The organism is Stutzerimonas stutzeri (genome assembly GCF_019090095.1).
Taxonomy (GTDB): Bacteria; Pseudomonadota; Gammaproteobacteria; order Pseudomonadales; family Pseudomonadaceae; genus Stutzerimonas; species Stutzerimonas stutzeri_AN.
Genome location: NZ_JAGQFP010000001.1, coordinates 490,261 through 510,815, shown reverse-complemented (window position 1 = coordinate 510,815; position 20,555 = coordinate 490,261). Strand labels below are relative to the sequence as shown.

The following is a 20,555-nucleotide window of genomic DNA, read 5'->3' as shown; positions in this document are numbered from 1 at the left end:
AAAGTGCTGACGACACAAGGCAAGGCCCTGGTCTTGCCCTTCAATGGCGAGGATCGACATGCAAACAAAACTCTTGATCAATGGTGCCTTGGTGGCCGGCGAAGGCGGAAACCTGGCTGTGTACAATCCCTCCCTGGGCAGCGTCCTGGTACAGACTACAGAGGCGAGCCCTGTGCAGGTCCATGCCGCAGTGCTATCCGCCGATTCAGCGTTTGAAGCCTGGTCGCAAACGCCGCCCAAAGACCGCGCGTCGCTGCTGCTCAAGCTGGCCGATAGCATCGACGCCCAAGCGCCGGTGTTTGCCCGCCTGGAAGCGGACAACTGCGGCAAGCCTTACTCGGCCGTGCTGCATGACGAACTGCCCGCCGTATCGGACGTGTTTCGCTTCTTTGCCGGGGCTGTACGCTGCCTACAAGGCTCGGCGGCGGGAGAATACATCCCGGACCACACTTCGATGATACGCCGCGACCCGGTAGGCGTAGTCGCCTCCATCGCACCGTGGAACTACCCACTGCTGATGGCCGCTTGGAAACTCGGACCGGCATTGGCCGGCGGGAATACCGTCGTGCTGAAACCGTCGGAACACACCCCGATGAGCACGCTGAAGCTGGGCGAGTTGCTTGCCGACATTTTCCCGGCCGGTGTAGTCAACATCGTCCATGGCCTTGGTGCCTCGGTGGGTGAGCCGCTGACCAGTCACCCTCAGGTTCGCATGGTGTCCCTAACCGGTTCCGTGAGCACCGGCAGTCGAATAATCGAAGCCACTGCGAACAGCGTGAAACGCATGCACATGGAGCTCGGCGGCAAGGCCCCCGTTTTGATCTTCGATGATGCCGACATCGACGCCGCCGTTGAAGGCATCCGCAGCTTCGGTTTCTACAATGCCGGCCAGGACTGTACCGCTGCATGCCGCATCTATGTGCAGAAGGCGGCGTACCCGGAATTCGTGCGCAAGCTAGGGGAAGCTGTCGCCAGCATAAAGTGCGGACCTCAGGATGACCCGACAACCGAGATGGGCCCTCTGATTACACAGGAGCACTTGGAGCGCGTCGAAGGCTTCGTTAACCGAGCCAAGAAGCTGCCTCACATCGAGGTAGTCACCGGCGGCAACCGCGCTGAGGGTGACGGCTTCTTCTACGAGCCGACCGTCCTGGCTGGGGCAACGCAGGACGACGAGGTGGTGCGCCGCGAAATATTCGGTCCGGTGGTCACGGTCTCTCAATTCGAAGACGAAGCCCAGGTACTGGCATGGGCCAATGAATCGGACTACGGCCTGGCCTCGTCGGTATGGACCGCCGATGTAGGGCGTGCCCATCGCTTGGCCGCTCGTCTGCGCTACGGCTGCACCTGGGTCAACACCCACTTCATGCTGGTGAGCGAGATGCCTCATGGCGGCGTGAAGTTGTCGGGCTACGGCAAGGACCTGTCGATGTATGGGCTGGAAGACTACACCGTGGTGCGCCATGTGATGTTCAAGCATTAACCCCAACCCCATATTTCCGCGATCATCTCTAGAGGTAATGCATGAACAACATCGAGACATTCGAGAGGCTGGAGTCCAACGTACGGATGTATTGCCGTGACCTGCCGCTTGTGTTCGATACAGCCCAAGGCAGCAAAATCCGAGGCGAGGATGGCCGCGAGTACCTGGACTTCTTCGCTGGGGCTGGCGCTCTGAACTATGGCCACAATGAGCCACGCATGCGCGATGCCCTAATAGGATATCTGTCGAACAACGGCGTGACACATGCGCTCGATCTGCACACCAGTACCAAGCGCCTGTTTCTGGAGGCGATCAAGCGAGACCTATTCGAGCCGCGCGGCTGGGACTACAAGGTTCAGTTCACTGGCCCGACCGGTGCCGATGCAGTCGAGGCGGCCTTGAAGCTCGCACGAAAGGTTACCGGCCGCACCAAAATCGTTTCGTTCTACGGCGCTTACCACGGCATGACAGCCGGTGCGCTGTCCGTTACCGGCAACCGTACCCGCCGCGGCCCAGGACTGTCCTCCGACGTGGTGTTCGTCCCGTACGAGAACAGCCCCTACGGCGAGTTCGACAGCATTGGCTTCCTCGAGCGCCTGGCCAGTGACCAGGGCAGCGGCTCCGAACTCCCTGCCGCCGTGATCGTGGAGTCCGTGCAGATCCAAGCGGGCGTCTACCCGGCGTCCAACGGGTGGCTGCAGCGATTGCGCGACTGGGCCACGGCGCACGGGGTCCTGCTCATCTGCGATGAAATCCAAGCCGGCTGCGGCCGGACCGGCGACTTTTTCGGCTTCGAGCGCTCCGAGGTCGTGCCGGATCTGATCACTTGCGCCAAGTCGATCGGCGGTTTTGGCCTGCCGATGGCGATCGTTCTTATTCGTCCCGAGCTGGACGTGTGGCAACCCGGCGACCACATCGGCACATTCCGCGGCAACCAGCTGGCGTTCCTGGCGGCCCAGATCGCGCTCGGCTTTTGGCGCGATGAGAAGTTCTTGAAGGTGCTGGCCGACAACTGCGCAGTAATGGAGCGCGCGGTTGCTGGTTTGGCGGAAATCCCTGGCGTTGCGTCCGCACGTTGTCGCGGCATGATCGCAGGGATCGATTTCGGCCGCGGCAACGTTGAGTTCGCTAAGGATGCCCAGAAGCGCGTTCTGCAGGCGGGTGTCCTGACCGACCGTTGCGGGCCAAACGGGGAAATCATCAAGCTGATGCCACCGATCAATACTCCGACCGACCAGCTCGAAGAAGGCCTGGCAGCCTTCAGTGAGTCGGTCGCAGCAGCGCTGCACCAGTAACTGCAAAAGCCGTGCGGCCTGTACCAAACGACATGCCGCAGGCAGCTTGGCAGCCGCGCCGGGGGGCCCTTTCGTGCTTGCCGTTGCGGCTCCGCTCTGGTTATCGACGGACCAGGAAGCCTGATCTACCGAATCCATACGCCAGGCGATCGAAGGGCACCGGATCCGCCTGGTGCGTTGGGTAGCTACACGCTCAGAAAACAAGCTCATCCATGCCGTTTACGACGCGATCGCTCGTGTCCCGACCGGCTAACGAGCCCTGGCTGAGCGCGGCGGATCGGTCTGGACCGCAGCTTACTGCAAGCGATGGCTGAGCTGTCGGACATCATGTGAAATCGAGGGGACTTAACCATGCATGACAAGAAAGATGAGACCTTCCAGTTTGATGTGTCTGTCATCGGGCTCGGCGCGATGGGCGCGATCATGTCGCAAGCGCTTCTAGATCAAGGCAAACGCGTGGCGATCTGGAACAGGTCGCCCGAGAAGGGTGCGGCGCTCGTTGCCGCCGGCGCTCATCTCTGCGACAGCGCAGCAGGTGCACTGGCGGCAAGCCCGGCCACGATCTTCGTGCTGCTGGACAACCACGCGACACATGAAGTGCTCCGCTTGCCGGGTGTGAAGCACGCACTCGCCAATCGTACGATCATCGATTTCACCACTAACGCCCAAGACGAAGGTCTGGAGCTTCAAGCTCTCATCAACCGAGCAGGCGGCCGCTACGTGAAAAGCTTGATCGTGGCCTACCCCCGCAACGTCGGCCACCGTGAAAGCCACACCATTCATACCGGCGATCGTGATGCCTTCGAGCAGCATCGGGTCCTGCTTGAAGGGCTCGCCGGTCATACAGTGTTTCTTCCCTGGGACGAAGCATTGGCCTTTTCGACCGTCCTCCATGCACATGCATTTGCCGCAATGGTGACGTTCTTCGAAGCCGTGGGCGCGAGCGACCGGTTTGGCCTGCCCGCCTCCAAGACGGCCCGCCTTCTACTCGACTCTTCACGGTTCTTCCTGGCTGACGCGCTCGAGGAAGCGGTACGCCGGCTCGAAGCGCAGGACTTCGCGGGTGATCAGGCGAGGCTCGATGTGCACGCGGATGCATTCGCCCACATCGCTCGGTCCCTGCATGCACAGGGAGCCTGGACTCCGGTCTTCGACGCGGTGTGCAAAGTCGTTCAGCGAGCGTCCTCGATGGGCTATGGCGATCAGGACATCGCAGCCACCACGAAGTCATTCGCGCGCGAGGACGCGCTAGAGCACTAGGCACGGTGGGCCGTGCGTTTCCTTTCCAATGCGACGACAACAATTATTAGAGCCGCTGGAGGACGATATGCGCCTAGGTGGGGTTCTCATTGCCGTATTGACGATCGCGGTTGTCCTGATCGCCCTTCTGGGTCACCGGCCCACACCCGACAACCGGGGACCGTCGCACCACCTCGGGCATCCGGTGTCGGACATCGGTCAGATCTTCAGAGGTCACTAGCAAGGCTACGCGCGGTTGCAGACGCGCAACCGCGCGGCGGTGGTGAGTCAATGGCCGACTGCACCACTGGCGCCGAGGCCAGTCTGACCCCGTACGAACTGGTCGGCGAACGCCGCCCTTTCCGCCTCTGCTCGCGCTGTCCGGTCCAGGGAGGAAACCCCATACGCCACCAAGAACGCCAACGGCATGGAAAACAGCGCAGGCTGGGTGTAGGGGAACAACGGCTCAGCGAAATGCAACAGATCGACCCATACGAGCTTGGAAAAAATGACGAACCCCATTGCACTTGCCAACCCGACGTAGCCGCCGGCCAATGCCCCACGCGTGGTCAGCCCCGACCAGAACATGGACAGGAACAGCACCGGGAAGTTGGCGGAAGCCGCAATGCCAAAGGCCAACGCGACCATAAAGGCGACATTCATATTCTCGAATACGAGACCCAGTACTATCGCCACCAGCCCAAGGGCGAAGGTCGCCAGCTTGGTGACGCGCAGCTCCTGCGCCTCGCTGGCAGTGCCCTTCATGATCACCCGTGCATACAGGTCATGGGCGATGGCAGACGCCCCGGCCAGAGCCAGGCCGGAGACCACGGCCAAAATGGTGGCGAAGGTAACTGCCGACAGAAACCCCAGCAGCAAATTGCCGCCCACGGCTTGGGCCAGGTGCATAACGACCATATTTCCCCCACCCAGCAGCGTGCCACCCAGCTCACCGCCCTCGAAGAATTTCGGCTGCTGGCTGACGATTACGATCGATGCCAGCCCCAGCAGGAATATGACATTGAAGAAATAGCCGATGAATCCGCTCGCATAGAGCACCGATTTTCGTGCCTCTCGGGCATCGCTGACGGTAAAGAATCGCATCAGAATATGCGGTAGCCCAGCCGTACCGAAGACGAGCCCCAAGCTTAGCGAAAGGGCCGTCAACGGATCGGATAGCAGGCTTCCCGGCGCCAACAGGCGCTCGCCCAAGGCGTGCGTATCCATGGCTTGGGTAACCAGATTGTCATAGCTAAAGTCGAACTCGCGCATCGCCAGAAACAAGACCAGCGAGCCACCTACAAGCAGCAGCAACGCCTTGATGATCTGCACCCAAGTCGTCGCAACCATGCCGCCAAAGGTCACATACAGCATCATCAGCGCGCCCACAATGATGAGAGCGATGTGGTAGTCCAGGCCAAATAGCAACCTGATCAGCTGCCCAGCTCCGACCATTTGCGCCACCAGGTAGAAGCAAACCACCGTCAGCGAACCGATGGCGGCCATCGTGCGCACCTTGGCTTGGTCGAGGCGATACGAGGTGATATCGGCGAAGGTGAATCTGCCCAGGTTGCGCAGCCGCTCGGTCATCAACAGCAACAACACCGGCCAACCCGCGAAGAAGGCAATGAGGTAGATGTAGCCATCCATTCCCGATGTGTAGATGAGCGCGGTAATGCCTAGCAAAGTCGACGCGGACATGTAGTCGCCGGCCAGTGCCAGGCCGTTCTGCCAGCCAAGGATCCCGCCGCCAGCGCTATAGAAATCCGCGGTGGAGCGGGTCCGCCGCGCCGCCCACCAGGTGATGCACAAGGTTAGGAGCACAAACACCATGAACATGCCAATCGCGTGCAGATTTAGTGGCTGGCGCTGGCCGCCGTCTAATGCAGGCGACGCCAACAGCAGGCCAGAGGGAAGCATCAGTAGTAACGTTAGTAGTGCCTTCATGCGGTTTGCTCCCCATCCAGCCCCGCGATCAGCGTCTGGGTGAGGCGATCAAACTCCCCGTTGGCGCGATACACATAGAACCCCGACAGCCCACAATAAAATGCGAACAGGAAAGCGCCGCCAGCGACGCCGACGGTCAGGTTCGATCCCTCTGTCAGGCGCCTTGCAATCAGCTCAGGCCAAAACGATACCAACCCCATATAGCCATAGAAGGTGACCAGGATTATCAGGAACAGACTCAGCGTAAAACGGCTTCTGCGCGCCACTAGGTGCTGAAACCGGGTACTGGCGCGAACACGCGCGTATAACAGGCTGGACATGGGACACCTCGGTCTATTTATTTGTCGTTATGGCTGTACAGCTGACGCAACTCGGTCAGTGTTCGGGTTCTGCGTTGGCGGTTTGCGCCTCCTGTTGGCGGGCCCACTCGCGCAGGACGAACTTCTGGATCTTGCCGGTGGCGGTCTTGGGGAGCTCTGTCAGCGACACATGCCTTGGCGCCTTGAAATGCGCTAGTCGATCCCGGCACCACCGGATCAGGTCGCCTTCGGTGACCGTCGCGCAGGCATCGGCGCGAAGGGTAACGAACGCGTGGGGAGTCTCACCCCAGCGCGAATCCGGGCGCGCCACCACCGCTGCCTCGACTACCTCGGGGTGCTGGTAGAGCACTTCTTCGATTTCCAGTGAGCTGACGTTTTCGCCACCGGAAATGATGATGTCCTTGGCTCGATCCTTGATCTCCACGTAGCCATCCGGATGAAGCACGGCGAGGTCGCCCGTATGCAACCAGCCTCCGGCTAGCGCGGCACGGGTCGCGTCAGGGTTGTGCAAGTACCCTTTCATTACAGTGTTGCCACGGACCACCAACTCGCCAAGGGTAAGACCGTCGGCCGGCACCGGGTGGCCAGTGTCCGTATCGAGCACTGTTGCCTCTTCGAGCATCGGGTGAGCGACGCCCTGGCGGCTCATGAACTGCGCGCGAGCCTCCAGCGGCAATTCGTCGACACCCGGTTGCCACAGGCACAGCGTGCTGGGGCCGTAGCATTCCGTCATGCCGTAGGCGTGGGTGATACTAAAGCCGCGTGATTCCATTGCGGCGATGAGCGCGCTGGGCGGCGCAGCGCCGCCGGTGATCACCGATACCGGCACGGCCAAAATGCGGGCATGCGCGGCGTGAATGAGCATCGACATCACTACCGGGGCGGCGCTTAGGTGTGTCACCGCGTGCTCGGCAATGGCGGTGTGGATCGCTTCAGGCTGGACCTTGCGCAGGCACACGTGCGCCCCGCCGGATAGCGTGACCGCCCAGGTATGGCTCCAGCCGTTACAGTGGAACATCGGCAGCGTCCACAGGTAAACGCTGCGGGACCCAAATTGGAACATCAGCGCTCCGGCGCAAGCGTTCAGGTAGGCGCCACGGTGATGCAAAACTACGCCTTTGGGGTCGCCGGTCGTCCCGGAGGTATAGTTGATCGCGATAGTTTGCCACTCGTCGTGCGGCAAGCTCAGCGGGCGCCCGGCATCCCCCTGGGCGAGAAACGTTTCATAGCCCAGATCCTGATCCAGCTCGGCGCCCTCGGCCTGCCGATCATCGATCCCCACCAGCAGCGGTGGTTCGTCGAGCATGGCCAGCGCTTGATGAGCCAGGGAACCGTACTCACTGTCGCAGAACAACAGCCTGGCCCCGCAGTGACGCAAGATGAAGGCAATGGTGTGCGCCTCCAAGCGGATATTGATGCACACCAGCACCGCCCCGGCGCCCGGTACGCCATAGTGGGCTTCAAGCATTTCCGGAATGTTCGGCGCCAGTATCGCTATTCGTTCGCCCGGCTGGATGCCTATTCGCTCCAGTGCACTGGCCAGCGCGCAGCTGCGCTCGTGCAGTTGACGGTAGCTGTAGCGCCGCGAGCCATAGATGACCGCTTCGCGCTGAGGGTAGATATGCGCGGCACGCTTTAGAAACGACAGCGGCGACAGCGGTACATGGTTGGCGTCGTTGGGAGCAAGCTCCGGCTCAAGGGTCGGATTCATAATGGCAGGCACCCCATCGGCATAGTGCTCGGGTAATGGCACATACACTTCTCCTGTTTCTTGTTGTTGTTGCGTCAGGTCGCGTTACAGGCTGCTACACGAATGCCCGCCGTCGATGATGATTTCGGCGCCGTTCATTGCCCGTCCGGCATCGCTTGCGAGCAGCAGCAAGGCACCATCTAGGTCAGCCGGTACGCTGAAGCGTCGTCCGGGAATTCGCGAGCGCAACCTTTCCCCGGCCTCGCTGGCAAGGAAAGCCTCATTCAGGTCAGTCATCACGTAGCCTGGCGCCAGGGCATTCACGCGAATACCGTGGCGCGCCAATTCCAACGCCATGGATCGTGTCAAATGCGCCAGGCCAGCCTTGGCCGCCAGGTAGGGGCCGACCGCGCCGGCCACACGGCTGGCGAGAATTGAGGTGATATTGATTACGCTCCCTCTCTTCCCTGCGGCGACCATGCGTCGCGCGCCTTCCTGTGCTACGGCCCAGGCGCCCTTGAGATTGGTGTCGAGCACGCGATCCCAACTTTGATCGTCGCAGGTCAGAAAGGGCTGGCTGTCGCTCACTCCGGCATTGTTAACCAGCACATCTAGCGGGCCAGAGGCTTCGAGTACCCGACAGATATCCTCACGAGAGGTCACATCAAGGGCAAAGGCTTGCGCTCGCCCTCCTGCCACTTCGATAGCCTCGACCAGCGTCTGCAACGGCGCCTGCCGCCTGGCCGTCACCACCACCTCGGCACCTGCTGCGGCTAGCGTCAGGGCAAAATGGCGGCCCAGTCCGCTCGAGGCCCCGGTCACCAGTGCGCGACGCCCGTCGAGCGCAAACAATCGGGTCAGCTCCGGGCTCATCAGTGAGCCTCCAGGCGCTGGTCGAGTAGCTTCTTCGCCAGGCTCATGCGGTGCACTTCGCTCGGGCCGTCATAGATGCGGAACGGGCGAATGTCGCGAAAAATCCGCTCGACCACGGTATCTCCGGTCACCCCGCGACCACCCAGGACCTGAACGCAACGATCAACCACTCGCCACAACGCCTCGGCACTGATCACCTTGGCCATGCTCGAATCAACATTCGCGCGCAGCCCCTGGTCGAGCACCCATGCGCAGTGCCACACCGCCAGCCGCACTACGTGCAGATCCATCATGTTGTCCGCCAGCATGAAGCCTACGCCCTGGTGCGCGCCCAGAGGCTTCCCGAACGCGTCACGGGTGCGAGCGTAGTCGCACGCAACATCGTGCGCGCGCCGCGCGGCGCCGAGCCATCGCATGCAGTGCGTTAGGCGCGCTGGGGCCAGCCGAACCTGTGCATACCGGAAGCCTTTGCCGATTTCACCGAGCACATCGCTTGCCGGTACGCGCAGATTGTCGAAGCGCAACTGCCCGTGTCCACCGGTGAAACAACTGTCCAGCGAGTCCAACTGACGTTCGTAAATGATTCCGTCACGCTTCATATCGGTTAGGAACATGGTCGCCGTACCATCTTCCATCCGCGCCATGATGATGCCGAAATCGGCGCCTTCGGCGCCGGTAATCAGCCATTTACGGCCGCTGATCAAGTAGTCGTCGCCATCGCGGACGGCCGTGGTGCGCAGCATCGAGGGATCCGAACCGGAGCCTGGCGCAGGCTCCGTCATGGCGAAGCACGAGCGGGCATGACCTTGGACGAGCGGGCGCAACCAGCGGTCCTTCTGGGCCTCGGTGGCGACCACGTCCATCAGATGGATGTTGCCTTCGTCCGGTGCATGAATGTTCAACGCCACTGGGCCCAGCGGCGAGTAGCCGGCTTCTTCGAAGACGATCGCCTTGGCTGCATGGCTCAGGCCTAGGCCGCCCATTTCGCGGCTCGCATGGGGGGTCAGTAGGCCAACGTCGCGCGCACGAGATATCAGGTCTTGGCGCAGCGCGTCGCTGGGTCCGTGGCGGCCCTGGCGTGGGTCGTTCTCAAACGGGATGACCTGTTCGGCAATGAAGGCTCGTGTCTTGGCCTGTAAGGTAAGCAGTTCGTCCGGGAGGGTGAAATTCATGGCTGTCCTTCGTTGTTATTGTGAGTCGGAGGGATGGGAGTGGCCAACGCCGTACAGGGCAAAGCCTTGGGGTTACTGATCGCCAGTCGAGCGAGGGTGACCTGGCGTAGTGCCGCGATCAGGCTGCGGCAGCTTTGCCGGTTGTCATGGCGGCCTTGACGAATGTCGCGAACCAGCTGGCGGCGCATTTCGGGCAACGTGGCAGGTGCCTCGTCGACCAAATCGCCCAGGCACGCCCACTCCTGATACTCGGCCTGAGCAGCTAAGGTGCTCTCACGGACTGCGATAGCCATCGCATTGGCGATCATCAGCGCCGGGTAACGCAGCTCGCCGGGTAGCGCTGGCAACACCTGTTCCAGCAACGTCGTGCGGGAGATTTCTAGCAACGCTTGCGCATCGGGCTGGGTCATGGCGCTTCGGCTCCGGTCATCTTCAGAATGTCGAGTTCAAGTTCTGGCAACAGCCGTGCCGTCAGGGCTAGTTCGAGGGAAGGCTCTTCCCCGGATAGATGGCGCTGGCCTTGCTGAAGGGCAATCACCGCCCAGCGCAAGGTCGCCATGACCTGCCAGTAGTGAAGCTGGTCCGGGTCGACACACACCGATGACACGTCGTGATAGCCACCCAGGAAGTCCTCCAACTGCCCGACTCCGCCCGCTTCGAGGTCTGCTCGAGTGAAACGCCAACAGGGTGCGGTAAACCAGCCGAGATCCTCATAAGGATCGCCCCAACCGGTAAACTCCCAATCGAGTACGGCCTCGAGCCCCAGATCGCCGGCCAGGTAGTTGCCCGTACGGTAATCGCGGTGTAGAAGGCAGGCCGCGCGGTTCTGAGGGACGTGGAGCTCGCACCAGCGCAAGCCCCACTCCAGCACCGGGTAGGCATCAACGAGGGTGTCGAGGTAGCGGCGATAGCTGTTGATTGTTGCGAGCGCCGGTGTAGTGTCCGGCAACGGGAGAAAATCCAGTGTCGTGCACGGCGGCCGTATCTGATGCAAGCGCGCCAGATTGGCGCCCAGCTGCGCCGCCAGTTGCGCCCGGCCATGAACACCGGCGCCGGCGCTGAGTATGCGACCAGCACTGATTCCGGGCACATACTCCATGAGGAAGAAGACCCTCCCACGGACACCTAGGTCGCGGCACAGCAACAACGGGCGCGGCACCTTCACACCGGCTTGATGAACCACCTGGAGCACCGCGAACTCCTGCTCGCGGCCGAGGCTGGCCGGCAGTGCGGAGAGTGCATCGCTACGTAGAACCCAACGCCGGGCTCCAGCCCAGGGACCGCCCTCGATGAGCAGGTCCAACTGCCAGTTTTCCTGAATGGCACCGCCACTCAGGCGTTTTCGTGCCTGGAGGATTACCCGCTCTGCCGAAGCGTGCTCACGGATGAAATCCACCAGGCGCTGGTCGTCCGGATTGGCCGCGCATGTTTCGCTGGCCAGTGAAATGGTGGGGGAACTGCTCATGGAATCTCGGGCCCTGCCTTAGGTTCATGGTTGGCAGGAGAGACCCAGCAAGGCGCGGGCCAACCTATTGAATCCCGCTAGAACCCTCTTCAGCGCTGCTTTTCAGCGTCTTGCGCCTGGCTCGTCGACGCACATAATGTTTCACTCGTGAAATCATCTGATTCACAATTGCAATTTGCAGATATGAATAGGCCTAGCGATGCACTCGCCAACCTCTCAAGTCGTTGTATTGATCAGCCACCTACAGCGGCCCGAGCACCGCAGCCGCCTCGCTCATTTGGTGGCCGGGCTTTCGGCGAATTATCACGACACCCATATTCAAGTGCTCGACACGTCGGTATCCGAAGCGCTGCAACAAGCGCGCGAGATCGAGCAGCGGGGGGAAGCTGACGTATTCGTTTGTGCCGGTGCCACAGCTGCCTACCTGCGCAAGCACCTAGCGCGTCCAGTACTGTCGATGCGCGTTGGCGGCGACGATCTGTTGCGAGCGCTCAGTTACGCCCGCGAGCACTCCTCACACGTGGCCCTGCTCAGCTACAACCGAATTAACCACGATCTGCAAGCCATGCGGGCGCTGTTCACGCTTCAGGTTCACCAAGCTGTCTATACCTCGCTGGAAGAAGCTCGACAGGCCGTCGAAGAAGCCGCCTGTCTGGGCTGTCGCAGCATCATCGGCTCATCCACGGTTGTGGAGCTGGCGGAACAGGCAGGCCTGCACGGCGTGCTGTCGCTGAGCGAGGACACAGTGCGCAAGGCCCTTGAGGAGGCCATGGGGATCCTGGACAGCCAACGCATGGAGATCGCTAAACGTCGCCATCTCAATGCCGTACTGCAACACATCCCAAGCGGCGTGGCTGCGGTCGACAATCAGGGCGTAGTGCAATCGCTCAACCCTGCCCTTGCCCAATTGCTGGAGATGCCGCCCAGCGCTGCACTGGGCCGCCCGTTACAACAGCTGTGTCCTGAACTGGACCTGCAACAAGCTCTGCGGGACGGTACTGGCGAGGAGAACCGCGTGATACGCCTCGGCTCTCACGCCGTAGTTAGCAATCTACTGCCCATCTTGGAAAACGGCGAACGTACCGGTTTAGTCTTGACCTGCCAGGACATCGCTGCCGTCCAGCGCGCCGATCATCGTATTCGGTCCACGCGACGTCCGGGTGCCTTCACTGCCCGCTACCGTCTCGACCAGCTCGAGGGCAGAAGCAAGGCCAACCGCGAGATGCTGCAATTGGCCAAGCAATTTGCGAGTAGTCATTCGACCATCCTAATTACAGGTGAAAGCGGCACGGGGAAGGAGTTGCTGGCGCAGGGTATCCACAACGAAAGCTCGCGCCGGCACAATCCCTTCGTCGCCATCAATTGCGCTGCGTTTCCAGAGTCACTGCTGGAGAGTGAACTGTTCGGGTATGAAGAAGGTGCTTTTAGCGGTTCGCGCAAGGGCGGCAAGCATGGCCTGATCGAAGCCGCGCACCACGGCACGTTGTTTCTCGACGAGATTGGCGACATGCCCGTGTCGTTACAGACTCGACTGCTACGGGTGCTGCAGGAGCGTGAGGTCTTAAGGCTCGGTAGCACCGAACCGATCTCCATCGACGTGCGCATCATCGCCGCCACTCATCAAGACCTGAACACTGCAATTGAAGAAGGAGGGTTTCGTAGCGATCTGTATTACCGACTCAATATCTTGCGCCTACAGACCACTCCGCTGCGCGAGCGGCCCGAAGATATCGAACAGATTTGCGTGGGCATTAGCCAGCGCCTGCTCAGACAGGGCCAGCCGCCGGGTGCCGTAGACGTACCCACCGCATTGATGCCTTACCTGGTGCGCTATCGCTGGCCTGGCAATGTACGAGAGCTAGAAAACATTATCGAGCGTGCGATGTTATCGGCGACCGAACTCATTCGAGAGGACGGCTTGGACGAGCAATACCTAGCCCGCGTGTTACCGGAGTTGTGCAGTACCCTCTCGAGCTCAGCGCCACGGGAACAACCCTCACGGGAAACAGCATTGCAACAGGTTGGCAAGGCGGCACAGATTCGCCATGTAAAGGAAACGCTGGAAAGTTGCCACGGCAATCTCAACGAAGCAGCACGCCGGCTAGGCATTAGCCGGACGACATTGTGGCGACGGCTACGATCGACACACTGAAGATGTACAAAACGTCGACAGACACTGCATGGCTTAGCACACCTTGGCGACCACTGCGACAAGATTTCCAAGGCATCAAGGCTTCCGTACTGGTGGTGGCCAGTGCGCGACGTGCCCGTTCCTCCTGTAGCAAGGTCTCCCGCGCGGCCAGAGCATCGGCCACCTCGCGGAACGCGATCTGGATGGCGCCTTCGTACTTGGCGACCGCCGCGTCCCGGCGTCCTTCGGACAGGTCTAGGTTCGCGCTGTCGCCCGGGCGGCAATGGCAACTGTCATCGAACAGTTCTTTCTCAACGGCGCGGCCCATTGATGCGGCCCCAATAGGTTTAAGTAGCGACTTCGCGCAACCCCGGCACCAATATCCGATCCGCCGCATGGCAGCTGCGGGACGGTTAGCGGTCGGTTAGGCATGGCCCGTGGCAGTCGGGCGTCAACCTGATGTGCGTTCAGTCGGCAGACGGGAAGCTAGTACCGACCGTGCCTCGTTTTCAGTTCAGTACATCGATGGGTATTCCGCTCTCGCTCAAGCGGATGGCAACGCCACCCGGCCAGCGCCAACTCGGCATTGCACGACCGTAGGCATGCTACCGAACAGCGTATTTCCTATTGAATCGCCGGCGGTTAGCGCTGAACAACCGGCTACCGCGATCCGAACATAGTTCTCCATCAGGTCATGCTGCACCAGTCCGCTGCGGGATATGCCTCAACCAACGGAGAATTGTTGGCCGCGCGGACCTGGATTGGGATCCTGCCAGGCGCAGTAGTCCTGACAGTACCCTTCAGCGGTGTGTAGGTCGGGTCGGGTCTGCGGCGTCACATTGCTGCATAAAAATACCGCTGGCACGAGCCGCGCTCGTCGATGTGAGAGCGTCATTCCGGTCATCAGCGGGCGGGCAGCCCGGGCATTGTTCGACCCGTTGCGAGCCGAACACGCTGCCCTGTTCATCCGTTACCGGAAACGGCAGCTGGCATCAGATCCGGAACCCACCGACAAGGCGCTGCAGGCGCTCAGCTTCCTTCTCGAGCTCAGTACAGGCCTGCAACGTCGCCTGAAGGTTATCCACGCTGCGCTGATTGATCAGGTTGATCTCGCTGATGTCCATGTTGATCGTCTCGACTACGGCGGTCTGTTCTTCGGTTGCAGCGGCAACCGACTGGTTTTGCCCGTCGATGTCACCGATACGCGCCGTGATGCTGCCCAGCCGTTCATCCGCCTGTTCGGCAACCTGGACGCTATGGCTGCTCTGGCGCCGGCTTTCGCGCATGAGTTCAACCGCGTCACGCGAGCCAGTTTGCAGCTCTTCGATCATTTCCTGTATTTGCTGTGCCGATGCTTGCGTCCGGCTGGCCAGGGAACGCACCTCGTCGGCTACAACCGCAAAACCACGGCCGGCTTCGCCGGCGCGGGCCGCCTCGATAGCGGCGTTGAGCGCGAGCAAGTTGGTCTGGTCCGAAATGCCGCGAATCACGTCGAGGATCTGGCCGATGTTGGCTGCCTTGCCGTTCAAGGCTTCAATGTGCTCGCAGCTTGTGCCGATTTTGCGGCTCAGTGCTTGCATCGATGTCAACGCCTCGGCCAACACCTCACGCCCTTCTTCGCCTTGACTACGTGCCGTACCAGCTTCGCTCGAGGCATGGGCCGCATTGCTTGCAATTTCATGTGCGGCTGCGCCGAGTTCGTTGATCGCCGCAGCGACGCTATTGGTTCGCTGGCTCTGATCGTCGGATTGCCGCGCAAACGTTGGCCACCGACTGTTAGTGACAGGCTCACGCCACCGTGCCCCGTGCCCGCTCGATAAAACCGGCCATGTAGTCAACGGTCTCTTCGCCCCGGCGCAAACCCAGATGGATGCGCTTGTGCAGCCCGTCGCGGCCGAGGCGGATGCCGCGCAGTGGCAAGTCGGCGCCCTGCTCGCGTAGGAGCCAGTCCGGCAGGACGCTGACGCCACGCCTGGCAGCGCAGAGCTGCAGCATCAACTCGGTGCTCTCGGCTGTGGTCTGGCGGCGCGGCCGGCAGTGCGCCGGCACCAGGAAGCGCGTATAGACGTCCAGGCGCTCGAGCGTGACTGGCACGGTAATCAGCGTTTCGTCCAAGAGGTCTTCCGGCGCCAGCCAAGGCTTGCCGGCCAGCGGATGCGCTTCGTGCACGACCAGAACCAATTCGTAGTCGAACACCGGAACGAAGATCAACTCCGGACGCTTCAGCGGGTCGGGCGTGATCAGCAGGTCAATCTCGTAACCCACCAGTGCCGCCACGCCATCGAAGCTGAAGGCCGTACGGACTTCGAAGTCCACCTCCGGCCAATCGGCCAGATAGGGGCCTGTCATGCGCATCAGCCAGTGCTGGCACGGATGGCACTCCATGCCGACGCGCAACGCGCCGCGCCGGCCTTCGGCGAACTCGGCGAGCACCCGCTGCGCCTCTTCCATCGGCGGCAAAATCCGCTCGGCCAGCGCCAGCAGGTATTCGCCGGCCTGGGTAAACCGCAACGCGCGACCGTGCTTAACCCACACCTTGATGGCGTGGCGATCCTCGAACTTGCGAATGGTATGGGAAAGCGCCGACTGGCTGACGTTCAACCGCTCGGCTGCAGCCGTGACGCTGCCCAGGCGAGACACCTCGCGCAGAATCGTCAGGTGATAGCTATCAACCATCGATGAGCTCCTGTCATGAATCCATGAAGCATAACCATTTCTGCTCATGATGAGATGCTGTTACAACAGCGTAAAGGGCCAACGCACCGGTCCTCGACTTCGCAATACAAGGTAGACAAGAACGCTATGAACGAAGCCGTCGCCCCAAAGGCGCTTTCCAGTCTGACTCCGCAACGCTCGATGTTCGATGAGGTCATCGAGCGTCGGCACACCAATTCGATGAAGTGGGACTGCGCCCCGCTGTTCCTCGCGCCTGACGAGTACGCCGCTGACCCGCTTCCCATGTGGGTCGCGGATATGGACTTCCGCTCGCCACAGCCGGTGATCGACGCCCTTGCCGAGGCCGTGCAGTTCGGCGTGTTCGGCTACACGGCCGGCGGCTCGAAGAGCTATGTAGAGGCGGTCGTCGGCTGGCAGCAGCGCCGCTTCGGCTGGGATGTTGCCCCGGAATGGCTGCTGCAGACCTCCGGCATCATCACCACCATGAAAACAGCTATCCAGGCGTTCACCTCGCCGGGCGACTCGGTGCTCATTCAGCCACCGGTGTACGTGCATTTCCATGACGACTCAGTGATCAACGGCCGGCGTCTGGCCTACGCGCCGCTGGAATACACCGGCGAGGGCTACCGCTTCGACGCCGAAGCCTTCGAGCGCGCGATCCGTAAGGACACCAAGCTGTTCATCCTCAGCAACCCGCACAACCCTACTGGTAACGTCTGGTCGGAAGACGAGCTGCGCAGCATGGGCGAGATTTGCGCGCGTCACGGGGTAATCGTGCTGTCCGACGAGATCCACCAGGACTTCATCCTCAACCCCGCCAAACGGCATGTTCCCTTCGCCTCGCTGGGTGACGCCTTTGCCCAGAACAGCATCACCTGCACGGCGCCAAGCAAGACCTTCAACCTACCCGGCCTGCAGAACGCGAACGTCTTCGTGCCCAACCGGCGCCTGCGCGAGGAACTGACGCGGCAGTACGAGCGCAACGTCTATCGCTACGTCAACGCCATGGGCGTGGTCGCCTGCGAGGCGGCGTACCGCCACGGCGAGCCCTGGTTGGAAGAACTGCTCAATTACGTGCGCGACAACCAGGTGCATTTCCGCAATGCCATCCACTCCGCGACCTCGAAGATCAAGGTGCTCCCGACCGATTCGCTGTACCTGGCCTGGATGGACTGCAGTGGGCTCGGCATGACGCCCGCCGAATTGGACAAGTTCATGCTGACCCAGGCGCGCGTCTGGCTCGACAAGGGACCGAAGTTCGGCGTCGAGGGCAATGGCTTCATGCGTGCCAATCTGGGCTGCAGCCGCGTGACCGTGGACGACGCGATCGCGCGCATTACCAGCGCCGTCGCCCAACGTTGATTCCCCCCTACCACCGGGCCGCCCTTCGGGAGCGGCCCGGTGCTTGTGTGCAACCGTAAAAAGAGAACCACTATGACCCAGACCATCGAAGCCCGCCTGGCCGAACGTGACATTCTGCTGCCGACCCCCGCCAGGCCCGTTGCCAATTACGTCGGTTACGTGCGCACCGGCAACTTGCTAGTCACCTCCGGCCAACTGCCGTTGAAGGACGGCAAACTGGCTTACACCGGACTGCTTGGCCAGCAGCTCGACGTGCCGGCCGGGCAGGATGCCGCCAAGTGGTGCGCCGTCAACGTACTGGCTCAGGCCAAGGCCGCAGTCACCGACCTCGAACGCATCGTTCGCCTGGTGAAGATCACGGTTTTTGTCGCAGGTGGTGAGGGCTTCACCGAGCACCACTTGGTCGCCAACGGCGCCTCGGATTTCCTCGTCGAAATCCTCGGCGACCGCGCCCACCATGCCCGCTCAGCTGTCGGCGTCGCCGCGCTGCCGCTGAACGCGCCCGTGGAAGTCGAAGCGATGTTTGAAGTGAACTGAGCGCCGGGCGCTCAGTCCTGCCGTTCCGCCCGCCCATGCATGTAGGCATGCGGCGGGCACCCCATCTCCTGGCGAAACGTATAGATGAACGCCGACGTCGAGCTGTACCCCAGCTCCAGTGCGGCCTGCGTCACGCCCATGCCACCGCCCAGCAACTCGATTGCGCGGAACAGCCGCAACTGCCGGCGCCAGGAGCGCAGGCTGATGCCTGTCTCGGCAACGAAATGACGCGTCAGGGTCCGCTCTGACATACCCAATGCCCGCCCCCATTCACTGATCTCTCGAGGGTCCGCCGGGTTGGCGTAAAGCGCCTCACACAGGGTTGTGAGCGCGTTGCTGGTCGGCCAGGGCAATGCCGTCGAGATCGGGCGGGCTCGCCTGAGTTGATCGAGGATCAACTGCGTCACCCGACCGGCATAGCCGTCTTCATCAGGCGCGTCGGAGACGGCATCGGCCTCGATGATCAGCGCCTTGAGCAAGGGCGATACGGCAAACACGGTCGCCTCCGGTGGTGGCAGCGATGCACCGGGCTCGTTGGCGATCCACAGGCTGCGGAATTCCGCCCCCAGAAGCGAACCCACGCGATGCGACACGCCGGTGGGCAGCCATGCCGCCTGCTCAGGGGAAATCACGAATGAGCCACCGGCCGCATTCACCGTCAGCACGCCGGAGATGGCATAGACCAATTGGTTCCAATCGTGGCTGTGCTCGGCGAAGTATTGACGTGCAGCGAGCGACTCGGAGCGCACCGTCAGTGGCTGTGGTGGCTGCAGATCACGAGGTGATTCGAGGGGATGCCAGTTCAACGCTTATCTCCTAGGAGCACCAGTTGCCAAACGGGCCATGAGTTCGACTCATCGAGCCATCGGCTCCATTCATGGCTCAGCGCAAGCTGGCAGTTGCTCTACATCATGTGTCCGTTAGTCGAAAGAATGCCACAGCTCAAAGCGATTTAATGCAGTCATCGCTGAGGTCCGTCGCTGGGCCGGACGAAGAGCAAAGCAACCCGCCACCGAATCCAATACCGGGAGCCGAGAACAATGACCTGCCGTGACCGTTACGACTTGCCACTCTCCACCACTTCCGCGCTGGCAGCCGAACGCTACCAGACGGGCGTCGATCTGCTCTTGTCACTCTGGCCAGGCGCTGCCGAGGTGTTGGAAGACGCTATAGCCGTAGACCCGGATTTCGCTCTGGCCCATGCCGCACGAGCACGGCTGCACGCGATTCGTGCTGAGGTAACCGAAGCCCGCGCCAAAGTGGCGAAAGCGCTTGAGCTGGTCAGCACATTCGCCACCGAGCGTGAGCGAAGCCACGTCGCAACGCTTTACTTCGCACTCAATGGTCAGGCTCCGAAAGCGCTGGAGAGCGCTTTGGTGCATCTGGATCAGTGGCCGAACGACATTCTCATCATGTCGTTGCCGCTCGGAGCCTTTGGCCTGTTTGCCTTTTCCGGCATGGCCGACCACGACCAGGCCCGTGTCGATCTGGTTGAAAAGCATGCCCGTCATTTCGGTGACGACGATTGGTGGTTCCTCAACTATCGCGGCTGGTCACACGGCGAGAACGGCAACATCGAGCTGGGCCGTAAACTGACCCAGCGTTCGCTCGAGGTGCGCTGGAACAATGCCAACGCGGCGCACGCCAATGCTCACGTGCTGCACGAAGCCGGCGCCCATGACGAGGCCGGCGCCTTCCTGCAGGACTGGCTGCCGGGTTATGACCGCAACGGCATCCTGCATGGCCATGTGGCTTGGCACGGTGCTTTGGTCGCACTGGAAGCGGGCGACGCCGAGCGCGCTCTGGCGATCTACACCGATAATGTGGCGCCGCCTGTCACCACGGGCGTGCCGGTCAATGTAGTCAGTGACACGTCATCCTTCCTGTGGCGCCTGCAGGCCTACGGGCATCCCGTCCCGGCGGGCCTGTGGGAAGAAGCCGTGGCCTACTCGACGCCCTATTTCCGCCAGGCCGGCTTCGCCTTCGCCGACTTCCACATGGCGCTGCTTGCCGCCGCGACCGGCGACCAGCCAGCCCTTGAACAACGTGTTGCAGTGCTCGATGAGATGGTCCAGAGCAACGCACTTCCGGCAGGCAGCGTCGTCCCGACGCTCTGCCGCGCAGCGCATGCCTTCGCCAACGAAGATTACGCAGCTTGCGCGCGCCTGCTCGAACCGGTGGCGGCCGACGTGGCCCGTATCGGCGGCAGCGGCGCGCAGCGCGAGATCGTCGAGGACACCCTCGTCGTCGCATTGATGCGTGCTGGCGAAACTCAGAAAGCACATGCATTGATCGACAAGCGCCTTCATCGCCGCCCCTCGCGTCGTGACAGCCGCTGGCTGGCCAGCGTTGCCGGGGCGTGAAC

16 protein-coding genes and 2 pseudogenes are annotated in these 20,555 nt (G+C 61.7%); 7 read left to right on the top strand and 11 right to left on the bottom strand.

Going from position 1 to position 20,555, the window contains the following annotated elements:
- The first annotated feature begins 58 nt into the window (after positions 1-58).
- From KVO92_RS02145 to KVO92_RS02135, 3 genes are all read left to right on the top strand, one after another.
- On the top strand, positions 59-1,483 hold the full coding sequence (locus KVO92_RS02145) for a gamma-aminobutyraldehyde dehydrogenase (RefSeq protein WP_217475400.1): 1,425 nt from the start codon (positions 59-61) through the stop codon (positions 1,481-1,483).
- 41 nt (positions 1,484-1,524) lie between these two features.
- A complete protein-coding gene (locus KVO92_RS02140) occupies positions 1,525-2,778 on the top strand; it encodes a diaminobutyrate--2-oxoglutarate transaminase (RefSeq protein WP_217474046.1) in 1,254 nt (417 codons plus the stop codon).
- Positions 2,779-3,129: 351 nt separating this feature from the next.
- Positions 3,130-4,038: an NAD(P)-dependent oxidoreductase gene (locus KVO92_RS02135; protein WP_217474045.1), complete on the top strand. Its 909-nt coding sequence runs from the start codon at positions 3,130-3,132 to the stop codon at positions 4,036-4,038.
- Between the two features lie 267 nt (positions 4,039-4,305).
- Here KVO92_RS02135 and KVO92_RS02130 read toward each other — a convergent pair whose 3' ends face one another.
- The 7 genes from KVO92_RS02130 to KVO92_RS02100 all read right to left on the bottom strand — a co-directional run bounded on the left by KVO92_RS02130 (position 4,306) and on the right by KVO92_RS02100 (position 11,484).
- Complete coding sequence (locus KVO92_RS02130) at positions 4,306-5,964, bottom strand: cation/acetate symporter (RefSeq protein ID WP_217474044.1); 1,659 nt, start codon at positions 5,962-5,964, stop codon at positions 4,306-4,308.
- Positions 5,961-6,284: a DUF485 domain-containing protein gene (locus KVO92_RS02125; protein ID WP_217474043.1), complete on the bottom strand. Its 324-nt coding sequence runs from the start codon at positions 6,282-6,284 to the stop codon at positions 5,961-5,963. Before KVO92_RS02125 ends, KVO92_RS02130 begins: the two co-directional genes overlap by 4 nt.
- A 55-nt stretch (positions 6,285-6,339) precedes the next feature.
- Positions 6,340-7,995 (bottom strand): AMP-binding protein, encoded by a 1,656-nt coding sequence (locus KVO92_RS02120; protein ID WP_254621262.1) that lies wholly within the window; start codon positions 7,993-7,995, stop codon positions 6,340-6,342.
- A gap of 84 nt (positions 7,996-8,079) precedes the next feature.
- Positions 8,080-8,847: an SDR family NAD(P)-dependent oxidoreductase gene (locus KVO92_RS02115; RefSeq protein ID WP_217474042.1), complete on the bottom strand. Its 768-nt coding sequence runs from the start codon at positions 8,845-8,847 to the stop codon at positions 8,080-8,082.
- Positions 8,847-10,019, bottom strand: coding sequence for an acyl-CoA dehydrogenase family protein (locus tag KVO92_RS02110; RefSeq protein ID WP_217474041.1), 1,173 nt, complete (start codon positions 10,017-10,019; stop codon positions 8,847-8,849). The genes KVO92_RS02115 and KVO92_RS02110 overlap by 1 nt, the downstream gene beginning before the upstream one ends.
- Complete coding sequence (locus tag KVO92_RS02105) at positions 10,016-10,429, bottom strand: DUF6285 domain-containing protein (RefSeq protein WP_217474040.1); 414 nt, start codon at positions 10,427-10,429, stop codon at positions 10,016-10,018. Before KVO92_RS02105 ends, KVO92_RS02110 begins: the two co-directional genes overlap by 4 nt.
- Positions 10,426-11,484, bottom strand: a complete 1,059-nt coding sequence (locus KVO92_RS02100; RefSeq protein WP_217474039.1) for a phosphotransferase family protein — start codon at positions 11,482-11,484, stop codon at positions 10,426-10,428. Before KVO92_RS02100 ends, KVO92_RS02105 begins: the two co-directional genes overlap by 4 nt.
- A 199-nt stretch (positions 11,485-11,683) precedes the next feature.
- Here KVO92_RS02100 and prpR point away from each other — a divergent pair, with 199 nt between their 5' ends.
- Positions 11,684-13,636, top strand: a complete 1,953-nt coding sequence (prpR, locus tag KVO92_RS02095) for a propionate catabolism operon regulatory protein PrpR (protein ID WP_217474038.1) — start codon at positions 11,684-11,686, stop codon at positions 13,634-13,636.
- A 76-nt stretch (positions 13,637-13,712) separates the two neighbouring features.
- Here prpR and KVO92_RS02090 read toward each other — a convergent pair.
- The 3 genes and pseudogenes from KVO92_RS02090 to KVO92_RS02080 form a co-directional block, all read right to left on the bottom strand.
- Positions 13,713-13,880: pseudogene (locus tag KVO92_RS02090) on the bottom strand (multidrug transporter); the annotation flags it as partial.
- A 727-nt stretch (positions 13,881-14,607) separates the two neighbouring features.
- Positions 14,608-15,363, bottom strand: a pseudogene (locus KVO92_RS02085) (methyl-accepting chemotaxis protein); the annotation flags it as partial.
- A gap of 40 nt (positions 15,364-15,403) precedes the next feature.
- Positions 15,404-16,291, bottom strand: coding sequence for a LysR family transcriptional regulator (locus KVO92_RS02080; protein WP_217474037.1), 888 nt, complete (start codon positions 16,289-16,291; stop codon positions 15,404-15,406).
- 126 nt (positions 16,292-16,417) lie between these two features.
- Here KVO92_RS02080 and KVO92_RS02075 point away from each other — a divergent pair, with 126 nt between their 5' ends.
- Positions 16,418-17,653 carry a MalY/PatB family protein gene (locus KVO92_RS02075; RefSeq protein ID WP_254621260.1) on the top strand — a complete coding sequence of 412 codons (1,236 nt, stop codon included), beginning with the start codon at positions 16,418-16,420 and terminating at the stop codon, positions 17,651-17,653.
- A gap of 72 nt (positions 17,654-17,725) precedes the next feature.
- On the top strand, positions 17,726-18,190 hold the full coding sequence (locus KVO92_RS02070) for a RidA family protein (protein WP_217474036.1): 465 nt from the start codon (positions 17,726-17,728) through the stop codon (positions 18,188-18,190).
- Positions 18,191-18,201: 11 nt separating this feature from the next.
- Here KVO92_RS02070 and KVO92_RS02065 read toward each other — a convergent pair whose 3' ends face one another.
- Complete coding sequence (locus KVO92_RS02065) at positions 18,202-18,996, bottom strand: AraC family transcriptional regulator (RefSeq protein WP_217474035.1); 795 nt, start codon at positions 18,994-18,996, stop codon at positions 18,202-18,204.
- Positions 18,997-19,230: 234 nt separating this feature from the next.
- Between KVO92_RS02065 and KVO92_RS02060 the strand changes: the two genes are divergently transcribed.
- Entirely contained in the window at positions 19,231-20,553 is a 1,323-nt protein-coding gene (locus tag KVO92_RS02060) for a tetratricopeptide repeat protein (RefSeq protein WP_217474034.1), read from the top strand.
- Positions 20,554-20,555: the final 2 nt, after the last annotated feature.

Excerpts from the sequence above, each read along its gene's own strand:
- KVO92_RS02145 (WP_217475400.1), top strand. The coding sequence starts at position 59 with ATGCAAACAAAACTCTTGATCAATGGTGCCTTGGTGGCCGGCGAAGGC.
- KVO92_RS02140 (WP_217474046.1), top strand. The coding sequence starts at position 1,525 with ATGAACAACATCGAGACATTCGAGAGGCTGGAGTCCAACGTACGGATG.
- KVO92_RS02135 (WP_217474045.1), top strand. The coding sequence starts at position 3,130 with ATGCATGACAAGAAAGATGAGACCTTCCAGTTTGATGTGTCTGTCATC.
- KVO92_RS02130 (WP_217474044.1), bottom strand. The coding sequence starts at position 5,964 with ATGAAGGCACTACTAACGTTACTACTGATGCTTCCCTCTGGCCTGCTG.
- KVO92_RS02125 (WP_217474043.1), bottom strand. The coding sequence starts at position 6,284 with ATGTCCAGCCTGTTATACGCGCGTGTTCGCGCCAGTACCCGGTTTCAG.
- KVO92_RS02120 (WP_254621262.1), bottom strand. The coding sequence starts at position 7,995 with ATGAATCCGACCCTTGAGCCGGAGCTTGCTCCCAACGACGCCAACCAT.
- KVO92_RS02115 (WP_217474042.1), bottom strand. The coding sequence starts at position 8,847 with ATGAGCCCGGAGCTGACCCGATTGTTTGCGCTCGACGGGCGTCGCGCA.
- KVO92_RS02110 (WP_217474041.1), bottom strand. The coding sequence starts at position 10,019 with ATGAATTTCACCCTCCCGGACGAACTGCTTACCTTACAGGCCAAGACA.
- KVO92_RS02105 (WP_217474040.1), bottom strand. The coding sequence starts at position 10,429 with ATGACCCAGCCCGATGCGCAAGCGTTGCTAGAAATCTCCCGCACGACG.
- KVO92_RS02100 (WP_217474039.1), bottom strand. The coding sequence starts at position 11,484 with ATGAGCAGTTCCCCCACCATTTCACTGGCCAGCGAAACATGCGCGGCC.
- prpR (WP_217474038.1), top strand. The coding sequence starts at position 11,684 with ATGCACTCGCCAACCTCTCAAGTCGTTGTATTGATCAGCCACCTACAG.
- KVO92_RS02080 (WP_217474037.1), bottom strand. The coding sequence starts at position 16,291 with ATGGTTGATAGCTATCACCTGACGATTCTGCGCGAGGTGTCTCGCCTG.
- KVO92_RS02075 (WP_254621260.1), top strand. The coding sequence starts at position 16,418 with ATGAACGAAGCCGTCGCCCCAAAGGCGCTTTCCAGTCTGACTCCGCAA.
- KVO92_RS02070 (WP_217474036.1), top strand. The coding sequence starts at position 17,726 with ATGACCCAGACCATCGAAGCCCGCCTGGCCGAACGTGACATTCTGCTG.
- KVO92_RS02060 (WP_217474034.1), top strand. The coding sequence starts at position 19,231 with ATGACCTGCCGTGACCGTTACGACTTGCCACTCTCCACCACTTCCGCG.